Here is a 22,108-nt window from a genome sequence, read left to right on the forward strand (position 1 = left end):
AAAATGAAAAAAATATTCTCATTATCCTTTGTATTACTTTTAGCTTTATCTGTTGTTTTAGCAGGCTGTAGCAGTAAGGAAACTGGAACAAAGAGTGCCGGTGAAGGAGATGGTGGAGCTAAAAAGATTAAGCTCGTTGCAGCTCATAACCAAACATCTCCGGATAACCCATATCAAGTTGGTCTTTTAAAGTTCAAAGAAGTGGCTGAAAGCAAGTCAAAAGGGAACATTGAAGTGGAAGTTCATGCGGGAACGATTGGAACAGAAGAGGCTGAATTAGTACAAAAGCTGAAGTTAGGAGCTGCGGATGTAGTATTAGTATCTCCTGGATTTATGACACAAACAGGTATTAAAGAAGTTGATTTGTTAGCATTGCCATACCTATTCGATAGCTACGAGCACTGGGAAAAAGTTGTAGATGGTAAAGTCGGCGAAGACATCACGAAGTTAATCAATGAAAAGTCTAATAACGATTTCAAAATTGTGGGCTACTGGTCTGCTGGTGTAAGACATTATTATGGTAAAAAGCCAATTAACAAAATGAGCGATTTAAAAGGGCTAACATTTAGAACACAAACTTCAGGTGTTGTGGCTGATTACTGGAAACAAGCTGGTGCTATTCCTACATCTATTGCCTGGGGAGAACTATACCAAGCATTACAGCAAAACGTGGTAGATTCATCTGAAAATGCTTATCCGTATTTTGTACAACAAAATCACCACAAGACGAAGAATGGTAAATACATCACTGAAACTGCTCATGATTACACAACAAGATTCTTATTAGTAAACGGCAAGAAGTTTGACTCCTATACGAAAGAACAGAAAGAAATTATTTTAGAAGCAGCAAAGGCTTCTGTTGAAGCTGAAAGAGCTTCTGTTATTGCTCAAGAAAAAGAATATAAAGAAAAAGCAATTTCTGAAGGAGCAGTTGTCAACGAGATCGATCGTGCACCATTTATTAAATTAGCAGAGCCATTACAAGACAAGGCTGCGAAGGAAATGGGCGTAGAAAAATTATTAAAAGAAATCAGAGACTTGAAGTAAATAGATTGAATGGATAAAGGGAAGATGTTTCTTCCCTTTACTCCTAAACAAGGGGGGAAACGATAAGCATGATCAAGATTCTTGAGAAAATTCAGCTTACTATTGGTGTTTTAAGCTTATCGATCTTTTTTATCACCATAATTATTCAAATTGCAACCAGGCATTTAGGCATCCCGGTTATTTGGACGGAGGAAGTAGCAAATTATTCTTTCATTTGGTCAGTCTTTATGGGGGCCGCGGTGATGTTGAATCGAAAAGAACACTTTAGCTTTGACTTTTTATTGCAAAAGCTTAACGGAGTATCAAAATCGACTTTATTAATGGTAATTGATACGATCGTATTATTGTTTGCTGTCGCTCTTTTCTATTATGGAATCGAGGCTGTACAGAATTTTTGGACGTATAATTGGACCTCTTTACCAGCGATGAAAATGGGCTATGTATGGATTTCTATCCCGATTACAGGGCTTACAATGGCCATTTATTCTCTTAATCATTTGATTAGTAGCTTCAAAGAAATAAAGAGAGGGGGGGCTAAGGTATGACGGCAATTCTTTTAGTCGCATTGTTTCTCATCCTCATGTTGATCGGAGTTCCTATTGCATTTGTTATTGGGATTGTTGCGTTGATGGGAATCTTTACAGTTCCATATATTCCAGAAGTGACAGTACCGATGAAAATGCTAAATGGAATCAATTCCTTTGTCCTGCTTGCCGTGCCACTCTTTATTTTGGCTGCGAATTTGATGAATAGCGGGAAAATTTCACAAAAGTTGATTGACCTTTCAATGGCGATTGTCGGCCATATTAGAGGCGGTTTAGCCCATGCAAATATCCTTGTTTCCATGATTTTTGCGGGGGTATCTGGTGCGGCACAAGCTGATACTGCAGGTGTTGGGAAAATTTTAATTCCTAATATGAAGAAACAAGGGTATGACACGGAAACTGCGGTTGGGGTAACAGCTGCGTCTTCTACCATTGGTGTTATTATTCCACCTAGTATTCCAATGATCATTTTTGCTGGCTTAACCAATGCATCCATTGGCGCATTGTTCTTAGGCGGGATCATCCCAGGTATTTTAATCGGGTTGGGAATGATGGCTTTCGTTTATTTCCGAGCACTCAAAAAAGGCTATCCGAAATCAGAACGAGCGAAAATGAAGGAATTCTTAAAATTGGTTTATGAAACAATCCCAGCTTTAATTACGCCATTTATTATCATTGGTGGGATTATTACAGGGTTTTTTACTGCTACAGAAGCAGCGGCAGTAGCCTCACTTTATACATTAATTATTAGTATGTTTTTCTATAAAACAATTAAACTTTCTGATTTGCCTAAGATTTTAACTGATACGCTTGCACTTAGCTCACTTTCTTTATTTGCTCTAGCAGCAGCTAGTGCGCTGGGTGAGTTATTGAGTTACTATCAATTATCCACAATGGCTCAAGACTTCTTTGTAAATAATGTTGGGGCTAAGTGGGTATTTATTTTAATTCTCATCGCTTTCTTCTTGTTTATTGGAACGTTTATGGATGCCATACCGGCTATGATTCTCTTCGTTCCAGTTATTTTGCCTACGGCTACACACTTTGGAATGACGCCTGTTCATTTAGGTCTTATTGTCGTCATAACATTAGCTATTGGCCTTGTTACTCCGCCTTATGGGTTATGTTTATTGCTTGCTGGAAAGATTGGGGAATTGAGTATTGAAAAGTCGCTCTCAGCAGTTATGCCCTATATAGCCATTATTCTTGTTGTACTTATTTTTGTGGCCTTTTTCCCAAGCATTGCATTCTTTGTGCCAAAGCTCATCAATCCAGGATTATTTTTATAAAACGCTGTTGTTGGAATTGGCATACATTTAGGAGGACATCATGGTAAAAAGAGAAATTTTAAGCAGCGACGGTTCACTTATGTTAGTAAAGGTTCAATTAGCTAAAGGGTTTATCGGTGATGTGGATCAGCATCCTGAGGAACAAATCAGCTATATTGAAAAAGGAAAAGTAGAATTTGAAGTAAATGGTGAAAAGAGAATCTTGGCTGAAGGTGATAAACAATATATCCCATCGAATGTTTTACACCAGGTCAAGGTATTAGAGGAATGTGTGATTTTAGATATTTTCACACCGATTCGCAGGGATTTAGTTCAGGGTTAAAATGAAAGGAGAGGCATAGCCTCTCCTTATTTATTTTTATGAAGGACTTTTATTTGCTCATCCCCACCAATGATGACAGTGTCTGTCATTCCTATGAACAGGCCGGTTTCGACGACACCGAGTAACAGTTTTAGTTGGTTATGCAGTTCAGCGGGATTCGCAATGGTTTGAAAATGACAATCCAAAATATAGTTACCATTATTAGAAACGAAGACGTTTCCATCTCTCATTCTTAATTGTGGGGTAGCGCCGAGGTTTGCGATACTTTGTGCTGTTACTTCCCAGCCAAAGGGAACGACTTCAACAGGAAGAGGAAACTTCCCTAGTGATGGTACAATTTTTGATTCGTCGGCGATGATGATGAGCTGCTTCGCATGGGCATCCACGAGTTTTTCTCGTAAAAGAGAACCGCCACCACCCTTGGTTAAGTTGAAATTAGGATCAATTTCGTCCGCGCCATCAATGGCGAGATCGAGACTTTGTACTTGGGAAAAATCGGTTAAGGGAATCTTGCATTCCTTGGCCCATCCTTCCGTACGTATAGAGGAAGGAATCCCTCTAACGGATAGCCCTTGTTCTACTAATTCGCCTATCCTTTGTATGAGCCAGTAAACGGTCGAACCTGAACCTAAGCCAATCGTCATTCCATCCTGAATAAATTCAGCCGCCTTCTCAGCTGCCGCTTTCTTTCTCATGTCCGTTGAACTTAACACATGCCTCACCTCTTTTTATTTAAATAATACCACAATAAAGGGGGGACAGTCCCCCGCTGCTTTAACGCGCCGCGGGACTGTCCCCTTTTATTAACATAAGTAACCAATAGTTTGGTAAAATTAACATAATGAAAGGGGTAATGTAGTGATGGAATTAACAGTTAAGTGGAATGAGAAGATGGCGTTTTCGGGGACGACTCCCTCTGGGCATGAGATTAAGATGGATGCCGCTCCAGAGGTGGGTGGAGAAAATACAGGAGCACGTCCAACGGAGCTGCTTTTGAATGCAGTTGCAGGTTGTACAGGGATTGATATTATCTCGATTTTGCATAAAATGCGTCTTGAGCCTGCGTCTTTTCATATGGATGTTAAGGGTGAACGGGCAGATGACCATCCTAAAAAGTTTACCACCATCAACATTCATTATGCTTTAGAAGGCGATTTGCCGGAAGATAAGGTGGTACGGGCCATCCAGCTGTCAAAGGATAAATATTGCTCGGTCTCCCATTCCTTGAGTGCAGAGATAAGCGCAAGTTACTCGATTAATGGGGTTATGGGTCAACAAACTATTTAGTAGTGTTTAAGCGGGTACTACGTGCCCAATCAGGAAAATTCTCAACAGCAAAAGGTCGCGTACGATACACGAACGCGACCCAGCCTTACCCATCTATCTATTTCTCCATCAACCATTTCGTTACAATCTTTGATTCCACATCACCAAGTAAATTCCCAGGCATCTTAGGGGTACCCTCACTGATGATCTTCAGTACTTCCTCTTCTGAATGCTTACCCTTCATATTGACTACAGGCGGACCAACAGCGCCCTTTAATTGGTCACCGTGGCATGCTGAACAATTTTCCTTGTAAATTGTTTCGCCATCCTTGGCAGAACTCGAACTACCAGACGAACAGCCGGTTATTATTAAAAGCGTGAGTGCTACAACAGCCCAAAGTCGATTCACGATGTCTCCTCCAAACAAATAAAGATTTCCTATCTCCATCTTAATAGAGGTTGGACCGGGAGAACCCTCCCATTTATGAACAAAGACAAAACTTTTCGAAGCGGGGACAGTCCCCCAGCGCTTTAGCGCAACGGGGGACTGTCCCCCAAAAAATGAAGCTACTGAAACGGAGCTGGCGCATATGAGGAAAATTTTAGTCGTGGATGACGATAAACATATACTTGAATTAGTTAGCATTCATGTCACCCATTCAGGATATCAGGTGCTTAAGGCAGAGAATGGCATCCAAGCCCTTGGAATATTGGAAAACGAGCTGCCTGACCTAGCCATCGTGGATGTGATGATGCCCGGTTTGAACGGCTATGAACTGACGAAAAAAATAAGAAATGACCGCGACATTCCCGTACTATTACTGACAGCCAAAGGGGAACTAGAAGATAAGGAAAAGGGGTTCCTTGCTGGGTCAGACGATTATATCGTCAAACCCTTCGAACCCAAGGAACTGCTATACCGCATCGCCGCCATTCTACGACGATACGATAAACTGACAGATACCATGCTGCAAGTGGGATCCATCTTGATCAATCGAAAGCGATTCGAAGTCACCGCAGGCGCAAGCACCTTACTCCTCCCGCTGAAGGAATTCGAATTGCTCTCCTTACTTGCCTCTAAGCCAAACCAAGTCTTTGAACGGGCCGCCATAATGGAGAAAATTTGGGGCTACGATTACGAGGGAGACGAACAAACACTTACCACCCATATCAAGCGAATCCGCGAACGCCTCGCGAAAATCGCAAAAGACGTTGAAATCATCACCGTCCGCGGAGTGGGATATAAGCTAGAGGTGCATCACTCATGAAATCGTTATATGGAAGATTTGTTCTAACCACCATTCTTATCATGCTGTTTAGCACAATCTTTGGTTTTTTACTAACGAACACCTATTACCAAAGCGTGGTGAAAGAGCGGAATGATAAGAAAAACGTGGAAATTGCTAAATCCATTGCCGCTCACATCGAGACCTCTCCAAATCTCCCTTTATCCGATTACCTATCGACGGTGGGAAAAATCGGCTACCAGCTTTATGTCGTCGATGAATCGGGCAAGGGCCATTTTTACGGCGGGAAGTATCGGGTACAAGATTTACAAGCATCTTCAGTGAAAAAGGTACTCGACGGCTACATCTATCATGGGATGCGCGAATTTCCTCGTCAGACATTTGTGACCGGTTTTTTTGCCAACGAATTGTCGAACACAATCGGTATTCCGTTTACTTATGAAAACAAGCGCTATGCACTCTTTGTCAGACCGGATATCAAGCTATTATTTAGCGAGGTCCATACTATTTTAGGCGGCCTCATCGTAGGAACCGCTGTTTTAAGCCTATTGCTGATGCTGGTCGTGGCCAAGCTCTTGATTGTGCCCATCACACAGTTAACGGAAGCAACCAAACGGATTGCCCATGAAAAATATGATACCCAGCTGAACATTGACCGCCGTGATGAAATCGGTCAGCTGGCAGCAAGTTTTAATACGATGGTTGGTCAGCTTCAGGAGAATGATCAGATTCGCAAGGAATTCATCAGCAATGTGTCCCATGATTTTCAATCTCCGCTGCTGAATATTCAAGGCTATGCAGGCTTATTGAAATCAACCGATTTAACGGAAGAGGACCGTGAGAACTATGCTGAAATCATCCAATCAGAAACCCAGCGGTTATCGAAGCTCACCCGTCAGCTTTTACTATTAACTACACTCGATCAATCGACAAGAATGGTGAAGTATCAAGAATTTCAGTTGGATGAGCAGTTAAAGGCCTGTGTGAACAAATATCGCTGGTGGCTGGAGGAAAAGCAGATTAACTTACTGATGGAATTCGAACCGACGACCTATCAAGGCGATGCCGCATTATTAGAAAATGTTTGGGATAATCTTTTGACCAATGCGATTAAATATAACCGTCCGGAAGGCGAAATCCACATTCGTCTGCAAGCAAAAGAAACGGGACTAGAGGTGACTGTGAGCGACACTGGAATAGGTCTCACGGAAGAAGAAAAAGCACAGCTTTTCGAACGTTTTTACCGTGCTGACAAATCGCGTTCAGAGGAGGGAACCGGTCTCGGATTATCGATAGTGAAACAAATTATCGAGCTCCATAAAGGAGAAATCCACGTCACCAGTACGCCAGACGAAGGGACCATTTTTACCATCAAGCTTCCCTATTTGTAACGTAAAGTTCATATAGAGTTCATGTTAACCAATTACTATAGTCACTGTAGAAATAAAAACTATGGGGGTTAATATAATGGAAAGTAAATGGAGTATTCGACTCATTCGCCTTGCGGCTGTCTTTGGTTTGTTAGGAGCCATCATCGGTTCAGACATGGCCGGGTCAGGGAATTACCAAATACGCCCGGTTCACGCACACATTTTAGTGGTCGGCTGGTTATCGATCTTTGTATGGGGACTGTTTTACCGGGTGTTTAAAATCAAGTCATCCAAACTAGTAGCCGCACAGGGCTGGACGGCGGGAATCGGTGCCATTGGGTTAACAGCCGGAATGTGGCTCCATCTGGTCAAGCCATTTGAAATCAATGAAACACTTGCATTAATCTTTTACATTGTAGGCGGCACCATTTTATTAATTAGTTTCGTCTTATTCATCATCGTCACGTTCATGATCGAGCCAGTCAAAGGTGAGCAAGTATCATGAGACTTTTAAAAGAGAAAAAACGATGGTTGCTGATTTTGCTGGCCTGGCTTGTTGCAGCTGCTGCGCTTTCCCTGTTTGCAACAAGTGCTAAGGAGCAAACCTCACCTAATAAAAACGCAGGATTACCGGATACGGCCGCAAGCATACAAGCAGAAAAAGCGTTAAAGCAGTATTTCCCTTCTTCTGAAGGAGTTCCGTTGTTTGTTGTGGTCTATGACAAAAAGGGTTTGAAGGAACCTGATGTGGAAAAAGCAATCACTGTTATTGAAAAAGTGGTGGGTGAGGCGGAGCAGGATGTAACCATCATCCCGTTATCAAAGATGCCTCCACAAGCACGCGCTTCCTTCTTTTCAGAGGAGCAAACCACGTTCTTTTTACCGGTGTTATTTCCAAGTGGGCTGGAAAATAAAGTGGTGAAAACAACGATGGATGGGCTGAAAAAAGAAGTGGCAAACGGGTTGTCGCAGAAGCTAGATACTTATTTCACGGGCCCTGCCGGCATCGTGGCAGATACGTATGAAATGTTTTCAAAAGCCGATGTGGTATTAATCCTTGCAACCGTGGGGTTGATTTTTCTATTGTTAATCGTCATTTACCGCTCGCCCTTATTGGCCTTGATTCCGTTGATTGGTGCGGGTATCTCTTATTCAATCGTTGATCGATTGCTTGGTTTGATGGGGAAGTATAATTGGTTTGCCATCGACAGCCAGGCCTTATCGATTATGATGATTTTATTGTTTGCGGTGATTACCGACTATTCGCTCTTGTTATTTGCTCGTTTCCGAGAGGAATTGGAAAAAGGCTTGCCGGTCAATGATGCCATGAAAACAGCCTTAGGCTTCGTAAAAGAGCCCATCCTCTTCAGTGGCGGGACGGTGTTTTTAAGTATGCTGACCTTGTTTTTTGCTGTGTACGAACCGTATCGTGGGTTTGCACCGGTATTCGCTGTCGCTGTTGCATTGATGATTCTTTCGGGATTAACGTTACTACCTGCGCTGTTTGCGATTGCTGGGGAAAAAGCGTTTTGGCCTGCTAATCCACGAAGACGTACGGTGGTGGTAAAGCGCTTAGCGAAAGAGGGTTTTTGGCATAGAATAGGCCGCTTCGTTACTGCTAAACCGTGGCTTTCTTTGGTTCCGATTGTGTTGGTGCTGGTGTTATGTACCTCGATGATTAGACAGGTTCAGTACTCTTTCAACCTGCTGGATTCATTTCCGCAGGAGATGTCCTCTATTCAAGGCTTTGCTCGATTAAATGCTGCCTTTTCTGCCGGTGAGATTGCCCCAAGTACGGTGATTGTGAAAGCAAAAAGAGAGGTGTCCGAGGGGCAGGTTCACCGTTTGGTAGAGGAATTAAATCGCCGGGACTCTGTTTCCACAGCAGAGGTCCAAGGGAAGCCCTATGCAGAGCAGCAACGGAATGTGGTGAAAATCAATCTCGTGTTGAAACATAACCCCTATTCGGAGAAGGCTTTTGACGATATCGAGAGACTTCGAGAGGACTCTGCTACTCTATTAAAAGCAAGTCAAATCCATGAAGCAAAGTTATTGATTGCAGGGGAAACGGCTCAAAACGCCGATATCCGTCAGGCCAGTCATGGGGATGAAATTCGAATTCTATTGATTATGACGGTATTGATCATGGTGATGCTTGGTATTCAAACTCGATCCTTCTTCGCACCTATCTATATAATGGCTACCGTTCTTTTGTCCTTTGGAGCAGCGCTAGGATTGAGTATTTTTGTTTTCCAAGACCTACTTGGCTATCCGGGGATTAGCTACCGTACGCCTTTGTATACATTTGTGTTTTTAGTAGCATTGGGAGTGGATTACTCCATCATGCTCATCTCCCGTATTCGTGAAGAGAGAAAGCTGTTGCCGATTAAGGACGCAGTGCGGGAGGGTGTGGGGAAAACAGGAGGGGTCATTTCCTCAGCAGGTCTCATCTTGGCTGCCACCTTCGCCGTCTTAATCACGCAACCAGTCATGGAGCTTCGCGTTTTCGGCTTTGCCGTAGCAATCGGCGTCCTCCTTGATACCTTCATTGTAAGGCCTATTGCGATACCGGCACTAATGGTGATAACCACCAAAAAGGAGGGGACAGTCCCCCAGCGCTTTAGCGCGCCGGGGGACTGACCCCCCTCTTTTTGTTTGAAGTTAAACGCTAGAAAGGATATAGTGAAAGTTAGTAAATTGGTAAGGATGGAGAGGTCATGGTCAAATGAAGATGGGGTCTTTTTGTAGCTTTATTTTTTGTCATTCTGCTAGTTTTTGCTGTTTTTAACGCAGGAAAGTTTTTGGTTGTTGACGAAAAAATTCAAAAGTCAGATGCGATTATTGTGTTAAGTGGAGACAAAGGGGAACGAGTGGAAAAGGCAGCTGAGCTGTATCATCAGGGCTATGGAAAATACTTTGTGATTTCTGGTGGGATCACCTATAACGATGTTACCGCTGCACAGCTAATGAAGGATCATGCCCTTCAGCTAGGGGTACCAGAAAAGGCGATTGTCTTAGAGGACCGTGCCGACAGTACCTATGAAAATGCGGAATTTACTAGACAGATCATTAAGTCCTATCCCATTCACTCTGCCATTGTTGTTTCATCCAATTTTCATATGAAACGCGTCGAAATGATTTTTGACCGTGACTTTAAAACTAGCAAGATCAAGCTTTATTACGCTAACGCAAAGGACCCTCATTTCGATGAAACACGTTGGTGGGGCAACAATAAGAGTATCATGATCACGATTACCGAATATTTAAAGATGACTGGATATGCAATGGAGAAGAATTATTAGGAAATTACACTCGATGAATAGAAGGAGAAAAAGAATATGACTTGGAAAGTAAAAAACTCCACCGCAGCAAAGGTGGACAGGTTTGGGATTGCGATTGATCAGGTGGTTTTGCCAAACGGCGAAGAAAAGACTTTTTCCTATTTGGATTTTGCAAAAGGAGTCTGCGTGCTTCCTATCACGGAAAACAAAGAAGTCATCTGTCTAAAACAATACCGACATGCCATTAAAAGCTGGGAATGGGAGCTTCCGGCTGGGATGATTGACCCCACCGACCCAACTCCAATCGACAGTGCCAAAAAAGAACTTGAGGAAGAAACAGGCTTTGTAGCGGAGCATTGGCTGGATCTAGGCAGTTTTTATCCTTCTCCAGGCTCGACAACAGAGGAAATCTTTTTGTTTGCCGCAGCTGGTCTGACTCCTTCTGTCCAAAATTTAGAAAGCAGCGAGCAAATTGAGCTGCACTATCTATCAATGGAAGATTTAAAGGAATTGATAAGCCAAGGTGAATTCAAGCATGGTGCGGGATTGGCCGCTGTCCTAAGATACAAGTTTCTGACTGATTGATTAATTCATATTCGTTTCAAACAAAAAAGGAGAGCTTCGAAGCCCTCCTTTTTTTGCTATCTATTTACTTTACATCCAGGTAACGATCATACAGCTCAAGACATTCGAGTAACTCTGATTTATACACCATCAACGCTTTTCTCACAATCGCACTATGGCTGCTGTTTGTAAGTTCCACGTTACATTCGTCCAGATCCTTCTTCTTCATCACCGAAAGCTCACTAAACATAAAATGAAGATTCTCCACCTATTCCACTCTCCCCAACATATCAAGCTTCTAATCTAACGTTCTTCTATAAAGAGTATTGCCTAAAATACCAATAAACATACTTGGGGACAGTCCCACACCCCTTTAACGCAGTGGGGGACTGTCCCCAAGGTTTATTCTATTAACGAGCCACTATTATTAAAGTTATATTTGACCCCATTGATTTCTCGTTCGCCTGTGGCCATTTTTCCTTTTTCGTCAAGGTAGTACCATTTGCTGCTGGAACGGTTCCATCCTACTTGCATGACTCCGTGTGTATCAAAGTAATACCAGTTATCTGCTACCTTATACCATCCTGTTATCATGGCGCCCGTCACTTCGTGGAGGTAATACCATTTGCCTTTATCCTGGAGCCATCCGGTTCGTCGTTCGTTATTTTCATAAAAATACCAGACTGAATTTTCCTTGACCCAGCCTCTTTTTGGTGCATCCCCGACAGCCCGAACATCATTTACAAACTCGTTCCATGTCACGCCATGTGAGGTAAGATAGGCTAGCGGGTCCATGTGGTCTGTACCGCCGAGATTTTTAGATACCCATGCGTGGGAAACCAAAGTTTGACCATCAATCGCCTTTAAATTCCGTTCTTTTAAAAGATGGGCGATGAGCCAGCAATAGCGACGATAGGAATCTATAAACTTAGCATGGTCGCTTGTCTCACACAATTCCACATGAACGTAACGAGCATTGCCTTTACCAGCGCCCCACGCTCTATAATCTGTACTTGCTGTTTGGACGATTGAATCCCAGTCGACAAAGAAGTGAACAAAGGCATTTCGATTGTCCCATTCTCTGTGAAAATAAACGGACTCTGCTTCTGCAGTCGCTTCCGGTGTTGCTGTTGAATGAGCCACTACACCTTCATATGCCCCCACTCCGTTGCGGTACGGATCTCTTGGTAAGCCAGGGATTAAATCTTTTTTAATTGGATAGTCCATACTCTTACTCTCCTTTACATTAATTAACCCACTGCGTTTGTCGGTTGTAAGTGTTAATCATCATTATTTATAGTATTCAAGAGACCTTGATGCGTTCACTCCAACTGTGTCCTCATTTTCTTTAACGCGCTTCTTTTCTATGGCTTCATTTCAGACAACGATAACTAGAATCTAGCATTTTATCGAATGCTGCAAATTCATTATTTAATTGAAAAAAGTGGGGAATCTCAGATATCTGCAATCAATTTCTATTTTTCGGTTGGTTTGCTGCAAAATCAATTTATTTTCGTAAGAATCCTATTAATATAAAAAAACACCCAACGCCGGGGAGCGAAGGGTGTTGCGCTATCGTTGCCTGTTTGATCATGCCTTCATGCGATCGGGAAGATTCTGTATCGATTGGACCACCATATCCAGCTTCGACTCAATCCGATAAAGCAGATACAGGGTGACAACTATGGGGAATCCCACCTCACTGATGAGCGGAATGATTTGTTCCACGAGAGTTCACTCCTTTCTGGGGTCAGTCCCCCGCTGCAATAAAGCAGTGGGGGACTGACCCTCATTCTAGCATTAAACTAGCTCGTAATCTGTTACATTACGCTCGACGATTCTTGCTCCTTTGACGTCAGCAAGCTTTCCGCTGTTAGTGGAAAATACGTCGGATGCGATGATCTGTGCCATCGATAACTTCACGACTTCTTCATCGACCGGCTCTTTTGGATTCTCAACCGAAATACGTGCGGTCTTTCCAAGCTCCGTACCGAATTCCAACTCCAATGTTTTTGCCATTCTATTCACCTCCATTCAATCGTTTCATAAGGATTACTACGCAATAATGTTAGTGTTGTCATTGCGCTCTACTTTGTTCAGCGTATCATTACATAACACACTGATTGCTTGTGCAGCCTGAAACAACTGGTCAGTGGTTGCTCCGCTTTTCACGTTGCTAAACGTTTTTGCACGGAGGATTGGATTTCCTTCCTCATCGACCCCAGTTTCAAACACCATTCGAAGCTTTGTACCTTCTAATAACGCTTGTGCCATCTCGCTCACCTCCTTTCACCTTCTATATAGTGATTAAGAGGGGAAAAAGACAGGCTAGAGAAAAAATTTGTTTGGGGGACAGTCCCCCAGTGCGGTGCTGCTTTACTGTGCCGGGGGACTGTCCCCAAACAAAAAAGGCCCCTTTTATCAAAGGGCCTTAACCAAATACCAAAACCTTATTCTCCTTCAGATCCCCAAGAGATCATGTATGTGTCTTCGTCGTTGTTAATATAGATATAGATGTCGCCTGATTCCACTTCGCCATTTTCCTTCGCCTGTGCCACTAGATCGTTTAACTGTGCTTCTGTTACAGGGATGCCTACCGCAAGAGCGAGCTTGTTAAATAATTCTCCGTATGCAGGGTCTCCCATAATTAACCCGTCCGGCATAACGAATCCAATTGGTTCCTTACCATAAAACAAATCATAGGCATCTGATTCTGCGTCATATTCCACTGTTACGCCGTATGGAGCAGCAAGATCAGACACTTTTTTTAATATCGTATTCTCTTCAATCACTGCCCCGTCCGCACCAATGACTTTTCCTTCAATTGTTATATTGGTTACCATGCCTGTGCTATAGAAGAAATACGTCTTTCCATTAATAATGTTCCACCCAAGTAACATTTTTCCGCTAGAAAGATCTAGGAAGTACCACTTGCCGCCTGATTGTAACCAACCCGTTTTCATGGATCCGTTTGAATTCAAGAAGTACCAATCTGGGCCAATCTTCAACCAGCCCGTTTTCATTGCTCCGGAGTTATCAAGGTAATACCATTTATTTGAAACGTAAACCCAGCCTGTTTTCATTGCACCACTCGTAGTGAAATAATACCATTTGTTGTTGAAAGGAACCCAGCCTGTTTTCATAATGCCTGATGCATCAAAGAAGTACCACTTACTATTTAGAAGGAACCAGCCTTTTTGGAGTGCCCCGCTCGTATTGTAGTAAGTCCAGTAGCTATCTTTTTTAACCCACTGATTTTGGTACTTAGCAACCGTTGTACTATTTGTTGCTGCAAAGGATGAAACAGGAGAAGAAAGTAGCGTTAAACCAGTAACCAAGGCCACGGCCTGTAGTGTCTTTTTCATATATTTGCCCCCTATATATCTAGTACATACTGCTTCATTCTACTATCCTAGTATATTTGTAGTAAATGGTACATTTTGAGGAAAAGAAGGGAGGAGTTGGGATAAAAATGAGCCCGGTTTTCATTTGGAACCGACCTCTCTGTGCTGAATTGCCTAGCATTGTAATAAATATTCTGATCCCTATGAAATCGTGATTTGGCCATCAGTCCCATAACCGTAAATTCAAACTCAACACGAAAGTTTCCGATATCCGCACATGTTACCGTCTATACCAAGAGTAAAACCATTACTTTTGTATCCTCGACTTTCAGCAACGAAAAATTAAAGAAAAGTAGAAGTAGAAGGAATCTACGTCTACTTTCAGCAACAAAAATTAGAGAAGAGTAGAAGTAGAAGGAGTCTACGTCTACTTTCAGCAACAAAAATTAGAGAAGAGTAGAAGTAGAAGGAGTCTACGTCTACTTTCAGCAACAAAAATTAAAGAAAAGTAGAAGTAGAGGGGGTCTACGCCTACTTTCAGCAACGAAAATTAGAGAAAAGTAGAAGTAGAAGGAGTCTACGTCTACTTTCAGCAACAAAAATTAGAGAAAAGTAGAAGGAGTCTACGTCTACTTTCAGCAACAAAAGTTAGAGAAAAGTAGAAGTAGAAGGAGTCTACGTCCACTTTCAACAACAAAAATTAAAGAAAAATAGAAGTAGAAAGGGTCTACGTCTACTTTCAGCAACAAAAATTAGAGAAAAATAGAAGTAGAAGGGGTCTACGTCTACTTTCAGCAACAGAGGTTAGAGAAAAGTAGAAGTAGAAGGAGACTACGTCTACTTTCAGCAACAAAAATTAAAGAAAAGTAGAAGTAGTCGTCGACTTTTTATAGACTAAGTAAATAGCAAGCAGACCACTGAAGGAGCCAGTAGGAATGGAATTCTATCCTACCCTCGTCACCTCCTACTAAATTAAATTAACGCCTGAACATGTCCCGTAGAACCAAAACTTTCCACACCATCTGTAACCATTACCCCGGCAGCATCGTCATAATAATAAAGACCTATTTAGGTGGTGTGAAAATCATGAGGCAGTTAGACCACATTGCTTTTAAGCAAGAAAGAGCCCAGCAAATTTACCGGGAACAGCTTAATAAGAAGAAAATGGTGCAAAAAGAAAAACGGGACGTCATCTTATTTGTTATTTGCATTGGTTTGGGAAGCGTGGCTTTAGCCGTGTATGAAGTTTTATTCCATTAAAAAGCCCCTGCCTACAAAAATAGACAAGGGCTCAAACCAGTTATCCTACAATTTCCTGAACTCTATTCATAACCGCCGTTTGAATGGAAGACAATTTCATCTGGCTATCCTCTAATGACTCGCCTTTGACCGCAAAGTAGAACTTTGCCTTCGGCTCCGTGCCTGAAGGACGTAAGCAGAACCAAGATCCATCTGCTAAGTGGTACTTCAACACGTTCGAACGAGGGAGGTCAATCTGGCTTTCAGCGCCATCAGCCACTCGGATAGAAGTCGCATAATCCTCAATTGCCGCCACTTCAATTCCAGCCACTTCACTCATTTTTTTCGCTCTAAATGTCTCCATTAAGCTAGCAATCTGTTCAGCCCCATTTTTTCCTTTTAACGTAATGGACTGAAGCGATTCCTGATAGAAACCATATTTTTCAAAAATCGCCAGCAAGCCTTCGAACATGGTCATGCCTTTAGATTTATAATAAGCCGCTACCTCTGCTGCAAAAATGGCTGATTGAACGGCATCCTTATCACGCACGAAATCGCCGATCAAATAGCCATAGCTTTCTTCGTAACCGAATAGGAAGGTATGCTCGCCGGTTTGCTCAAATTCATTGATTTTTTCACCGATGAATTTAAAGCCAGTCAGTGTATCCATCGCTTGAATACCGTAGTGCTCGGCAATCGCACGACCGATTTCAGAAGTAACGATCGTTTTAATCACGACGCCATTTGCAGGCAATGTTCCTTGGGCTTGTTTTTGCGATAACAAATACTCAAGCATAAGGGCGCCCAACTGGTTACCGGTTAGAACCGTATATTCACCGGCGCTATTTTTCACAGCCACGCCTAAACGGTCTGCATCCGGATCTGTTGCCATCAATACGTCCGCACCGATTTCGTCGCCTACTTTAATCGCTAATTCAAAGGCCGCATGCTCCTCTGGATTGGGCGATTTCACTGTTGAGAAGTTGGCATCAGGAAGTTCTTGTTCCGCCACAACCGTTACGGTTTCAAAACCGAATGCCTTCAGACCGGCACGAACGGGCTTGTTCCCCGTACCGTGTAATGGAGTGAAAACAACTTTCAATTCATTTGCCACGCTAGCCACCATTTCAGGGTTTAGCTGAAGTGTTTTTAACTGCTCGACATATGCATTGTCAATTTCTTCACCCACATATGTTAGTAATCCGCTTGCAAGCAATTCTTGCTCCTCGGCCACTTCTACAGCTAACTCGTTTTCAACCAGGTTGACATAGCGGATAATCGTATCGGCTGCTTCAGGAGGAAGCTGCCCGCCGTCTTCGCCGTACACTTTAAAGCCGTTATATTCCGGTGGGTTATGGCTCGCTGTAATGACAGCGCCGGAAAACGCATGTAAGTAACGAACAGCATAGGAAAGGACTGGTGTTGGACGAAGCGCATCAAATACATATGCCTTCACGCCGTGCTTTCCAACCGTTTTGGCTACTTCTAACGCAAATTCAGGAGACTTATGACGAGAATCGTAGGCAATGACGATCCCACGATTCATGGCTTCTTCGCCCTGTTCCACGATATATTGAGCAAGACCTTCTGCAGCTCTGCGGATCGTGTAGGTATTTAAACGGTTAGTTCCAGGTCCAAGCTCACCGCGCATCCCGCCTGTACCGAATTCAAGGTGTTTATAAAAGCTATCCTCTAACAGACCTGCGTTATCCTTAATTTCTACTAACTTGTCATTTTGATCTTTTTCTAATGCTGAAAAAGAGAACCATTTATCTGCATGTTGTGTCCAATTCAAAAGCCATCTCTCCTTCTTTTATTCCTCTTTTTAGAATAAACCCTGTCCGGAATTTGGACAAGGTGTATTTGCTCACATGACAAGAATGTATAAAATTCGACTTCGAGAATTGTCTAGCTCCAGCGCCTAGCCAGTTTTCATCCTGAATAATCTACCTTGAGTATCTTGTAACAATCATGGCTTGATAAAGCGATGATTGTTACAGCTCGGGTCAAATAACCTTCAGCAAGTAAAGTCAAAGTGCGACTTTTCTTGCCGAAGAACATTTGCCTGTCGGGGCTGACCAAGGCGCTTCCCCTTTTCTGTTTTATCCAATATTATGAAATTTTGCGGTTGAATCTCTCACTAGCAATTTTGTCGGAAGGAGGATCTCCTGGATTGGGTCCTCTTTATGATGGATTCGCCACCAAAGCTGCTCCACCGCTTTTTTACCAAAGTACTTTAAATCAATGTCCATGGTCGTAATTTTCGGCGTGGCAATTTGTGAAAGCTGACCGTTATCAAAGTTACAAACCGACACATCCTCAGGAACCTTGTAGCCTTTTTGCTGTAATAAGGAAGTAATCAAGAAACCATGGCCATCGTTCACGCAGAACCAGGCACTAGGCTTCGTATCCAGTGCTTCAAAATACTGATTTAACTCCCCTAAATCTTCCTGCGCTTTTGTAAAAATGAACTCATGCTTCGGCTCCAACCCGTATTGTCTAAGCGCGAGAAAATACCCATCTAATCGTTCTTGATAGCTCGGTGAAAAAGTCACATCACCGATAAAGCCGATCTCTTGATGGCCCAGTTGGATTAAATGTTCAACTGCCGAGTACGCACCGAACCGATTGTTGGTTAAAATCGCATCCGCCTGCAAACTTGGTTCATGATGGTCAATAAGAACCGTTGGAATGCCGGTATCAATTACTTTTGCAATATAATCTGTACTAATATGAGATAAAATCAGGATGCCGTCGATTTGATGGTTAGAGAGCAGGCTAGGTAAAATTAACTTCTCTTTTGATTCACTATTAATCGATTCAATGAACAAATTCATGCCACGGTCTCTGACTTCTTTTTCCACACTTAAGTAAATTTCTCCAAAGAAGCTGACAAGTGAAAAAGCAAAATCAGAAGCAATCAATGCGATGTTTTTTGGTGCAGTGGTGTGTTCAGGTTGCTTCAGCTTACGGCTGCCTGCATATTGATACCCTAATTCATCGGCTACCTTTTGAACCAACTGTCTTGTTTCCTCACTAACCCCTGGTTTCCCCGAAAGAGCTTGAGACACCGAGTTCTTCGATATGTTTAGCCGATCAGCTATATCTTGCATCGATACCTTTCTTTCCATATAACATTCTCCCTTTATATAGTAACTTTACGTTATCTTTAATTTGTCATTTGTTGTAATCTTATTGTAACGTTACAAGTTTATTATTGCAATAGAGCATTACGTAGTATTTTAGGTAAATTTTGTGTTAGTTCTGTAAATTTTTCACGAAATAATGTTTGACATTACATATTAACAGTGTAATAATGTACTTGTAACGTTAATTACAACATTACAAGATGAGTAATTTGCTAGTTTTGTAATGATGGGATCATTTATAGGAAATGAGGGATTACGGCAAGACTGACCTTCCATGACAAATGATTACATGTTCATTGTAAATTTTTTTGCAGGACAATGATAGCGTTATCATACTTTATTTTTCGTAGATTCGTAATCATGTTTTTAACTTCTTCAAATTAAGACAAGATATTAATAATTGGAGGAATTTAGGATGAAAATAAAAAAAGTAGCATCAATCTTATTCGCAGCATCACTGACTGTTTCCGGTCTTGCAGGCTGTTCAACAGGCAACAAGGATTCGAAAACAGCAGGATCAAAAAATGGAGTAACAACGATTGAATTCTGGGCCGCTCCAAACCCAACGCAGCAAGTATATTGGAAGGAAGTAGCGGAAGAATTCACAAAAGAAAATCCTAAAATCAAAGTGAATGTTAGTCCGATGAAGGAAAGCCCAACATCAGAGGCAAGCATCCAATCAGCGATCGCTGGTGGAAGTGCTCCAACATTATCTGAAAACATTAACCGTGGGTTCGCGGCGCAATTAGCAGATAGTAAAGCGCTTGTCCCGCTGGATGAATTAGATGGATGGAAGGAAGTAACTGAAAGCCGTAAGATGGAAAATACAATGAAGGGCTGGGAATTCGCAGACGGCCATCAATATGTATTGCCAATCTACTCTAATGCAATGTTATTTGGTTGGAGACTCGATATCTTAAAAGAGCTTGGCTTTAACGAAGCACCAAAAACTTACAGCGAAATGTTAGCTGTTGCTAAGAAATTAAAAGAAAAATATCCTGATAAATATGTTTGGGCAAAAGCGGACCTGGCTGACCCAACGGCTTGGAAGAGATGGTTTGACTTCTTCATGCTTTACGATGCAGCATCAAATGGTAACAAGTTTGTGGAAGGAACAAAATTCACTGGCGAAACAAAAGCAGGCGAACAAGTTCTTTCATTAGTTGATGGTCTTCGTAAAGAGAATGCGTTACTTCCGAAGCAAGCAAAAGATCCATTTGAAAGTGGATTAGGAATCTTCACTGACATTGGTCCTTGGACTATTCCATACTGGGCAGACAAATTCCCGGATATGAAGTTTAACGAAACTTATACATTAGCATTACCGCCAGTTCCAGATGATATGGACCCAGCTAATGCGAAGACGTTCGCTGATACAAAAGGTTTAGTCGTATACGCTTCTGCAACGAAAGAACAACAAAAAGCAGCAATGGAATTCATTAAGTGGGTGTATGCTAACCCTGACAATGATGTGAAATGGCTTGAAAAGACAAGCTTACCACCTGCACGTGATGATTTAACATCTAATGATGCGTTCAAAGCGTTCTTTGATAAAAACCCAGCATTACAGCCATATGCAGCCGCTGTTCCAAACGGAATTCCTTCAATGGATAACGCTAAATACAATGATATTCAAACATTAATTGGCCAACAGGCATTCAATCCAGTAGTAAAGGGTGAAAAAGATCCAAAAACTGCATGGAAGGATATGCAGAAGGCTATTGAGGGGGCTCTTAAGTAATGAGCACGAAACAAGGAAGGTTGGGCTGGCTATTTGCCAGTCCTTATCTTTTATACGCCATTGTTTTCTTTCTAATACCGCTGGTGTGGTCATTATTTCTTTCTTTTACTGATTGGAACTTAATTGCGCCTACGTTTAGTTTCGTAGGATTGGAAAACTATACGGAGGCTTTTAAAAGTCCAGGAGTGCAATCGGCCTTCTTCGTATCATTTAAGTTTATGGCCGTGTTTGTCCCATTGGTGATTGCATCATCGATTATTGTTGCTTTAATCGTTCAAGGATTACCGAAATTCAAAGGATTATTTTTAATTGGCTTTTTCCTTCCTTACTTAGCGTCAGGGGTTGTTTCCTCTCTGATTATAAAAGGACTTTTATCGTATAACAGTCCGGTGAATGAATTTTTACGAGGGTCTTTAGGCTTAGATATTGACTGGCTTGGTAGTCCGTTTGCGGCCCTGTTTACGGTTGCAGTCATTATCGCTTGGAAATTCACTGGCTACTATGCGCTGATTTTAACATCAGGTTTTGAAAGCATTGATAAGGAAGTATACGAAGCAGCTAGTATCGATGGAGTGACAGGTTGGCAGCGTTTTTGGAAGATTACCTTCCCGCTTCTATACCCGGCATTGTTTACTGTTCTAATTTTATCGATTGGTGTGACGTTCGGTATTTTCACAGAGGTGTACCAGTTAACAGGCGGTGGACCAAACTTTGCAACGAATACATGGCAAATGGAGATTTTCACAAGAGCGTTCTCGAATCTTCAGGCAGGTTATGCGTCTGCTGTAGCGATTATTGCATCTGTTGTCACGTTTATTTCCATTTTTATCATTCGAAAACTTCTAGAAATGTGGGGGAAAAGAAATGGATGGAGCTAAGAAAAAGGGAGTATGGTTTCGCTACCTGCTTGCGATCGTTCTCTTACTAGTCATGATTTTTCCATACATTTATATGGTATTGAATTCTTTTGCTGATTGGGACCAAGTCGATAAAAAGCTCATTCCCACACAGTTTAGCTTGAAATCGTATGAATGGCTTCTTGGCGGAGGAGAAGCGGTCATTCCAAGACCTTGGGTGAGTGCTTTCTTTAACAGTTTTCTTGTGTCAGCCGGTTCGACTTTCTTGATGATGGTCACTGGGGTCATGGTGGCTTATGCATTAGCAAAAATTCCTTTTAAGGGAAGAGACACGATTAACAATGTGATTTTGTTCCAAATGTTTTTCCCGGCGATCATCTTGTTAATCCCAACGTTCTTGGTGATTCAACGAATCGGCATGTATGACTCGTATTGGGGCATGATTTTGCCAAAAGCTCTCAGCTTATGGGCTGTGTTTATGTATACGAACTTCTTCAAGGCGATTCCAGATACGTTTATTGAAGCGGCGAAGCTAGACGGGGCGAGCGAGCTACAGATCATGTTCAAAATCGTGTTGCCGATGTCAAAGTCGATTACGACGGTTATTTTCTTGTTCTTGTTCATGGAACGTTGGACAGAGCTTTTATGGGATATGTTAGTGGTGAAGAGCGACAGCATGCTGACACTGAACGTGTTGCTTTCACAAATGTTCGGTCCATACGGCGGCTATCCAGGCCCAATGTATGCAGCATCCGTGTTACTAACGATGCCGATTATTATCATTTTCTTACTGTTTGCGAAAAAGTTCCAAGAAGGAATGCAGTTTACGCTTAAATAGTCGTTTAGG

At 42.2% G+C, this 22,108-nt stretch carries 25 protein-coding genes; 15 read left to right on the plus strand and 10 right to left on the minus strand.

The window, feature by feature from the left end:
* Positions 1-3 precede the first annotated feature (3 nt).
* From RCG25_RS03330 to RCG25_RS03345, 4 genes are all read left to right on the plus strand, one after another.
* Positions 4-1,047, plus strand: a complete 1,044-nt coding sequence (locus RCG25_RS03330; RefSeq protein ID WP_308082268.1) for a TRAP transporter substrate-binding protein — start codon at positions 4-6, stop codon at positions 1,045-1,047.
* 68 nt (positions 1,048-1,115) lie between these two features.
* Positions 1,116-1,592 carry a TRAP transporter small permease gene (locus RCG25_RS03335; RefSeq protein ID WP_308082269.1) on the plus strand — a complete coding sequence of 159 codons (477 nt, stop codon included), beginning with the start codon at positions 1,116-1,118 and terminating at the stop codon, positions 1,590-1,592.
* Positions 1,589-2,881, plus strand: a complete 1,293-nt coding sequence (locus RCG25_RS03340; RefSeq protein WP_308082270.1) for a TRAP transporter large permease — start codon at positions 1,589-1,591, stop codon at positions 2,879-2,881. Before RCG25_RS03335 ends, RCG25_RS03340 begins: the two co-directional genes overlap by 4 nt.
* Positions 2,882-2,921: 40 nt before the next feature.
* On the plus strand, positions 2,922-3,203 hold the full coding sequence (locus RCG25_RS03345) for a cupin domain-containing protein (protein ID WP_308082271.1): 282 nt from the start codon (positions 2,922-2,924) through the stop codon (positions 3,201-3,203).
* A gap of 26 nt (positions 3,204-3,229) precedes the next feature.
* Here RCG25_RS03345 and rpiA read toward each other — a convergent pair whose 3' ends face one another.
* The gene (rpiA, locus tag RCG25_RS03350) at positions 3,230-3,916 is read right to left on the minus strand and encodes a ribose-5-phosphate isomerase RpiA (RefSeq protein ID WP_308082272.1); all 687 of its coding nucleotides are present in this window, start codon (positions 3,914-3,916) and stop codon (positions 3,230-3,232) included.
* A gap of 148 nt (positions 3,917-4,064) precedes the next feature.
* Between rpiA and RCG25_RS03355 the strand changes: the two genes are divergently transcribed.
* Positions 4,065-4,490: an OsmC family protein gene (locus RCG25_RS03355; RefSeq protein ID WP_308082273.1), complete on the plus strand. Its 426-nt coding sequence runs from the start codon at positions 4,065-4,067 to the stop codon at positions 4,488-4,490.
* 97 nt (positions 4,491-4,587) lie between these two features.
* On the opposite strand, the gene RCG25_RS03360 is transcribed toward RCG25_RS03355, so the two are convergent.
* Complete coding sequence (locus tag RCG25_RS03360) at positions 4,588-4,878, minus strand: c-type cytochrome (RefSeq protein ID WP_308082274.1); 291 nt, start codon at positions 4,876-4,878, stop codon at positions 4,588-4,590.
* A 181-nt stretch (positions 4,879-5,059) separates the two neighbouring features.
* Here RCG25_RS03360 and RCG25_RS03365 point away from each other — a divergent pair, with 181 nt between their 5' ends.
* The 6 genes from RCG25_RS03365 to RCG25_RS03390 all read left to right on the plus strand — a co-directional run bounded on the left by RCG25_RS03365 (position 5,060) and on the right by RCG25_RS03390 (position 10,952).
* Positions 5,060-5,737 carry a response regulator transcription factor gene (locus RCG25_RS03365; protein ID WP_308082275.1) on the plus strand — a complete coding sequence of 226 codons (678 nt, stop codon included), beginning with the start codon at positions 5,060-5,062 and terminating at the stop codon, positions 5,735-5,737.
* Positions 5,734-7,107, plus strand: coding sequence for a sensor histidine kinase (locus tag RCG25_RS03370; RefSeq protein WP_308082276.1), 1,374 nt, complete (start codon positions 5,734-5,736; stop codon positions 7,105-7,107). The genes RCG25_RS03365 and RCG25_RS03370 overlap by 4 nt, the downstream gene beginning before the upstream one ends.
* Before the next feature lie 76 nt (positions 7,108-7,183).
* Positions 7,184-7,591, plus strand: a complete 408-nt coding sequence (locus RCG25_RS03375) for a hypothetical protein (RefSeq protein WP_308082277.1) — start codon at positions 7,184-7,186, stop codon at positions 7,589-7,591.
* Positions 7,588-9,726, plus strand: a complete 2,139-nt coding sequence (locus RCG25_RS03380) for an MMPL family transporter (protein WP_308082278.1) — start codon at positions 7,588-7,590, stop codon at positions 9,724-9,726. The genes RCG25_RS03375 and RCG25_RS03380 overlap by 4 nt, the downstream gene beginning before the upstream one ends.
* Before the next feature lie 161 nt (positions 9,727-9,887).
* Positions 9,888-10,388 (plus strand): YdcF family protein, encoded by a 501-nt coding sequence (locus RCG25_RS03385; protein ID WP_308082279.1) that lies wholly within the window; start codon positions 9,888-9,890, stop codon positions 10,386-10,388.
* Positions 10,389-10,424: 36 nt separating this feature from the next.
* Entirely contained in the window at positions 10,425-10,952 is a 528-nt protein-coding gene (locus tag RCG25_RS03390; protein WP_308082280.1) for an NUDIX hydrolase, read from the plus strand.
* A gap of 64 nt (positions 10,953-11,016) precedes the next feature.
* Here RCG25_RS03390 and RCG25_RS03395 read toward each other — a convergent pair whose 3' ends face one another.
* From RCG25_RS03395 to RCG25_RS03420, 6 genes are all read right to left on the minus strand, one after another.
* Entirely contained in the window at positions 11,017-11,199 is a 183-nt protein-coding gene (locus RCG25_RS03395) for a hypothetical protein (protein ID WP_308082281.1), read from the minus strand.
* A 134-nt stretch (positions 11,200-11,333) separates the two neighbouring features.
* The gene (locus RCG25_RS03400; protein ID WP_308082282.1) at positions 11,334-12,158 is read right to left on the minus strand and encodes a peptidoglycan recognition protein family protein; all 825 of its coding nucleotides are present in this window, start codon (positions 12,156-12,158) and stop codon (positions 11,334-11,336) included.
* Between the two features lie 363 nt (positions 12,159-12,521).
* The gene (locus RCG25_RS03405; protein ID WP_308082283.1) at positions 12,522-12,659 is read right to left on the minus strand and encodes a YvrJ family protein; all 138 of its coding nucleotides are present in this window, start codon (positions 12,657-12,659) and stop codon (positions 12,522-12,524) included.
* 72 nt (positions 12,660-12,731) lie between these two features.
* Positions 12,732-12,950: a DUF2922 domain-containing protein gene (locus RCG25_RS03410; RefSeq protein ID WP_308084087.1), complete on the minus strand. Its 219-nt coding sequence runs from the start codon at positions 12,948-12,950 to the stop codon at positions 12,732-12,734.
* Positions 12,951-12,986: 36 nt separating this feature from the next.
* Positions 12,987-13,205, minus strand: a complete 219-nt coding sequence (locus tag RCG25_RS03415) for a DUF1659 domain-containing protein (RefSeq protein WP_308082284.1) — start codon at positions 13,203-13,205, stop codon at positions 12,987-12,989.
* Positions 13,206-13,381: 176 nt separating this feature from the next.
* On the minus strand, positions 13,382-14,296 hold the full coding sequence (locus RCG25_RS03420; protein WP_308082285.1) for a cell wall-binding repeat-containing protein: 915 nt from the start codon (positions 14,294-14,296) through the stop codon (positions 13,382-13,384).
* A 1,065-nt stretch (positions 14,297-15,361) separates the two neighbouring features.
* Between RCG25_RS03420 and RCG25_RS03425 the strand changes: the two genes are divergently transcribed.
* Positions 15,362-15,535, plus strand: coding sequence for a hypothetical protein (locus tag RCG25_RS03425; protein WP_308082286.1), 174 nt, complete (start codon positions 15,362-15,364; stop codon positions 15,533-15,535).
* A gap of 40 nt (positions 15,536-15,575) precedes the next feature.
* Here RCG25_RS03425 and RCG25_RS03430 read toward each other — a convergent pair whose 3' ends face one another.
* Together RCG25_RS03430 and RCG25_RS03435 are read right to left on the minus strand one after the other, a co-directional pair.
* Complete coding sequence (locus RCG25_RS03430) at positions 15,576-17,309, minus strand: phospho-sugar mutase (protein ID WP_308082287.1); 1,734 nt, start codon at positions 17,307-17,309, stop codon at positions 15,576-15,578.
* 307 nt (positions 17,310-17,616) lie between these two features.
* Positions 17,617-18,645: a LacI family DNA-binding transcriptional regulator gene (locus RCG25_RS03435; RefSeq protein WP_308082288.1), complete on the minus strand. Its 1,029-nt coding sequence runs from the start codon at positions 18,643-18,645 to the stop codon at positions 17,617-17,619.
* A 433-nt stretch (positions 18,646-19,078) separates the two neighbouring features.
* Between RCG25_RS03435 and RCG25_RS03440 the strand changes: the two genes are divergently transcribed.
* The 3 genes from RCG25_RS03440 to RCG25_RS03450 are packed head-to-tail and all read left to right on the plus strand — an operon-like array spanning position 19,079 to position 22,099.
* Positions 19,079-20,404 carry an extracellular solute-binding protein gene (locus RCG25_RS03440; protein WP_308082289.1) on the plus strand — a complete coding sequence of 442 codons (1,326 nt, stop codon included), beginning with the start codon at positions 19,079-19,081 and terminating at the stop codon, positions 20,402-20,404.
* Positions 20,404-21,282 carry a carbohydrate ABC transporter permease gene (locus RCG25_RS03445; protein ID WP_308082290.1) on the plus strand — a complete coding sequence of 293 codons (879 nt, stop codon included), beginning with the start codon at positions 20,404-20,406 and terminating at the stop codon, positions 21,280-21,282. Before RCG25_RS03440 ends, RCG25_RS03445 begins: the two co-directional genes overlap by 1 nt.
* Positions 21,269-22,099 (plus strand): carbohydrate ABC transporter permease, encoded by an 831-nt coding sequence (locus RCG25_RS03450; RefSeq protein WP_308082291.1) that lies wholly within the window; start codon positions 21,269-21,271, stop codon positions 22,097-22,099. Before RCG25_RS03445 ends, RCG25_RS03450 begins: the two co-directional genes overlap by 14 nt.
* Positions 22,100-22,108 lie beyond the last annotated feature (9 nt).

This window comes from Neobacillus sp. PS2-9, from assembly GCF_030915525.1.
Lineage (GTDB): Bacteria > Bacillota > Bacilli > Bacillales > Cytobacillaceae > Neobacillus.

Bases quoted from the DNA above. Each gene is read 5' to 3' on its own strand.
- RCG25_RS03330 (WP_308082268.1), top strand. From the start codon at position 4: ATGAAAAAAATATTCTCATTATCCTTTGTATTACTTTTAGCTTTATCT.
- RCG25_RS03335 (WP_308082269.1), top strand. From the start codon at position 1,116: ATGATCAAGATTCTTGAGAAAATTCAGCTTACTATTGGTGTTTTAAGC.
- RCG25_RS03340 (WP_308082270.1), top strand. From the start codon at position 1,589: ATGACGGCAATTCTTTTAGTCGCATTGTTTCTCATCCTCATGTTGATC.
- RCG25_RS03345 (WP_308082271.1), top strand. From the start codon at position 2,922: ATGGTAAAAAGAGAAATTTTAAGCAGCGACGGTTCACTTATGTTAGTA.
- RCG25_RS03355 (WP_308082273.1), top strand. From the start codon at position 4,065: ATGGAATTAACAGTTAAGTGGAATGAGAAGATGGCGTTTTCGGGGACG.
- RCG25_RS03365 (WP_308082275.1), top strand. From the start codon at position 5,060: ATGAGGAAAATTTTAGTCGTGGATGACGATAAACATATACTTGAATTA.
- RCG25_RS03370 (WP_308082276.1), top strand. From the start codon at position 5,734: ATGAAATCGTTATATGGAAGATTTGTTCTAACCACCATTCTTATCATG.
- RCG25_RS03375 (WP_308082277.1), top strand. From the start codon at position 7,184: ATGGAAAGTAAATGGAGTATTCGACTCATTCGCCTTGCGGCTGTCTTT.
- RCG25_RS03380 (WP_308082278.1), top strand. From the start codon at position 7,588: ATGAGACTTTTAAAAGAGAAAAAACGATGGTTGCTGATTTTGCTGGCC.
- RCG25_RS03390 (WP_308082280.1), top strand. From the start codon at position 10,425: ATGACTTGGAAAGTAAAAAACTCCACCGCAGCAAAGGTGGACAGGTTT.
- RCG25_RS03400 (WP_308082282.1), bottom strand. From the start codon at position 12,158: ATGGACTATCCAATTAAAAAAGATTTAATCCCTGGCTTACCAAGAGAT.
- RCG25_RS03410 (WP_308084087.1), bottom strand. From the start codon at position 12,950: ATGGCAAAAACATTGGAGTTGGAATTCGGTACGGAGCTTGGAAAGACC.
- RCG25_RS03415 (WP_308082284.1), bottom strand. From the start codon at position 13,205: ATGGCACAAGCGTTATTAGAAGGTACAAAGCTTCGAATGGTGTTTGAA.
- RCG25_RS03420 (WP_308082285.1), bottom strand. From the start codon at position 14,296: ATGAAAAAGACACTACAGGCCGTGGCCTTGGTTACTGGTTTAACGCTA.
- RCG25_RS03425 (WP_308082286.1), top strand. From the start codon at position 15,362: ATGAGGCAGTTAGACCACATTGCTTTTAAGCAAGAAAGAGCCCAGCAA.
- RCG25_RS03435 (WP_308082288.1), bottom strand. From the start codon at position 18,645: ATGGAAAGAAAGGTATCGATGCAAGATATAGCTGATCGGCTAAACATA.
- RCG25_RS03440 (WP_308082289.1), top strand. From the start codon at position 19,079: ATGAAAATAAAAAAAGTAGCATCAATCTTATTCGCAGCATCACTGACT.
- RCG25_RS03445 (WP_308082290.1), top strand. From the start codon at position 20,404: ATGAGCACGAAACAAGGAAGGTTGGGCTGGCTATTTGCCAGTCCTTAT.
- RCG25_RS03450 (WP_308082291.1), top strand. From the start codon at position 21,269: ATGGATGGAGCTAAGAAAAAGGGAGTATGGTTTCGCTACCTGCTTGCG.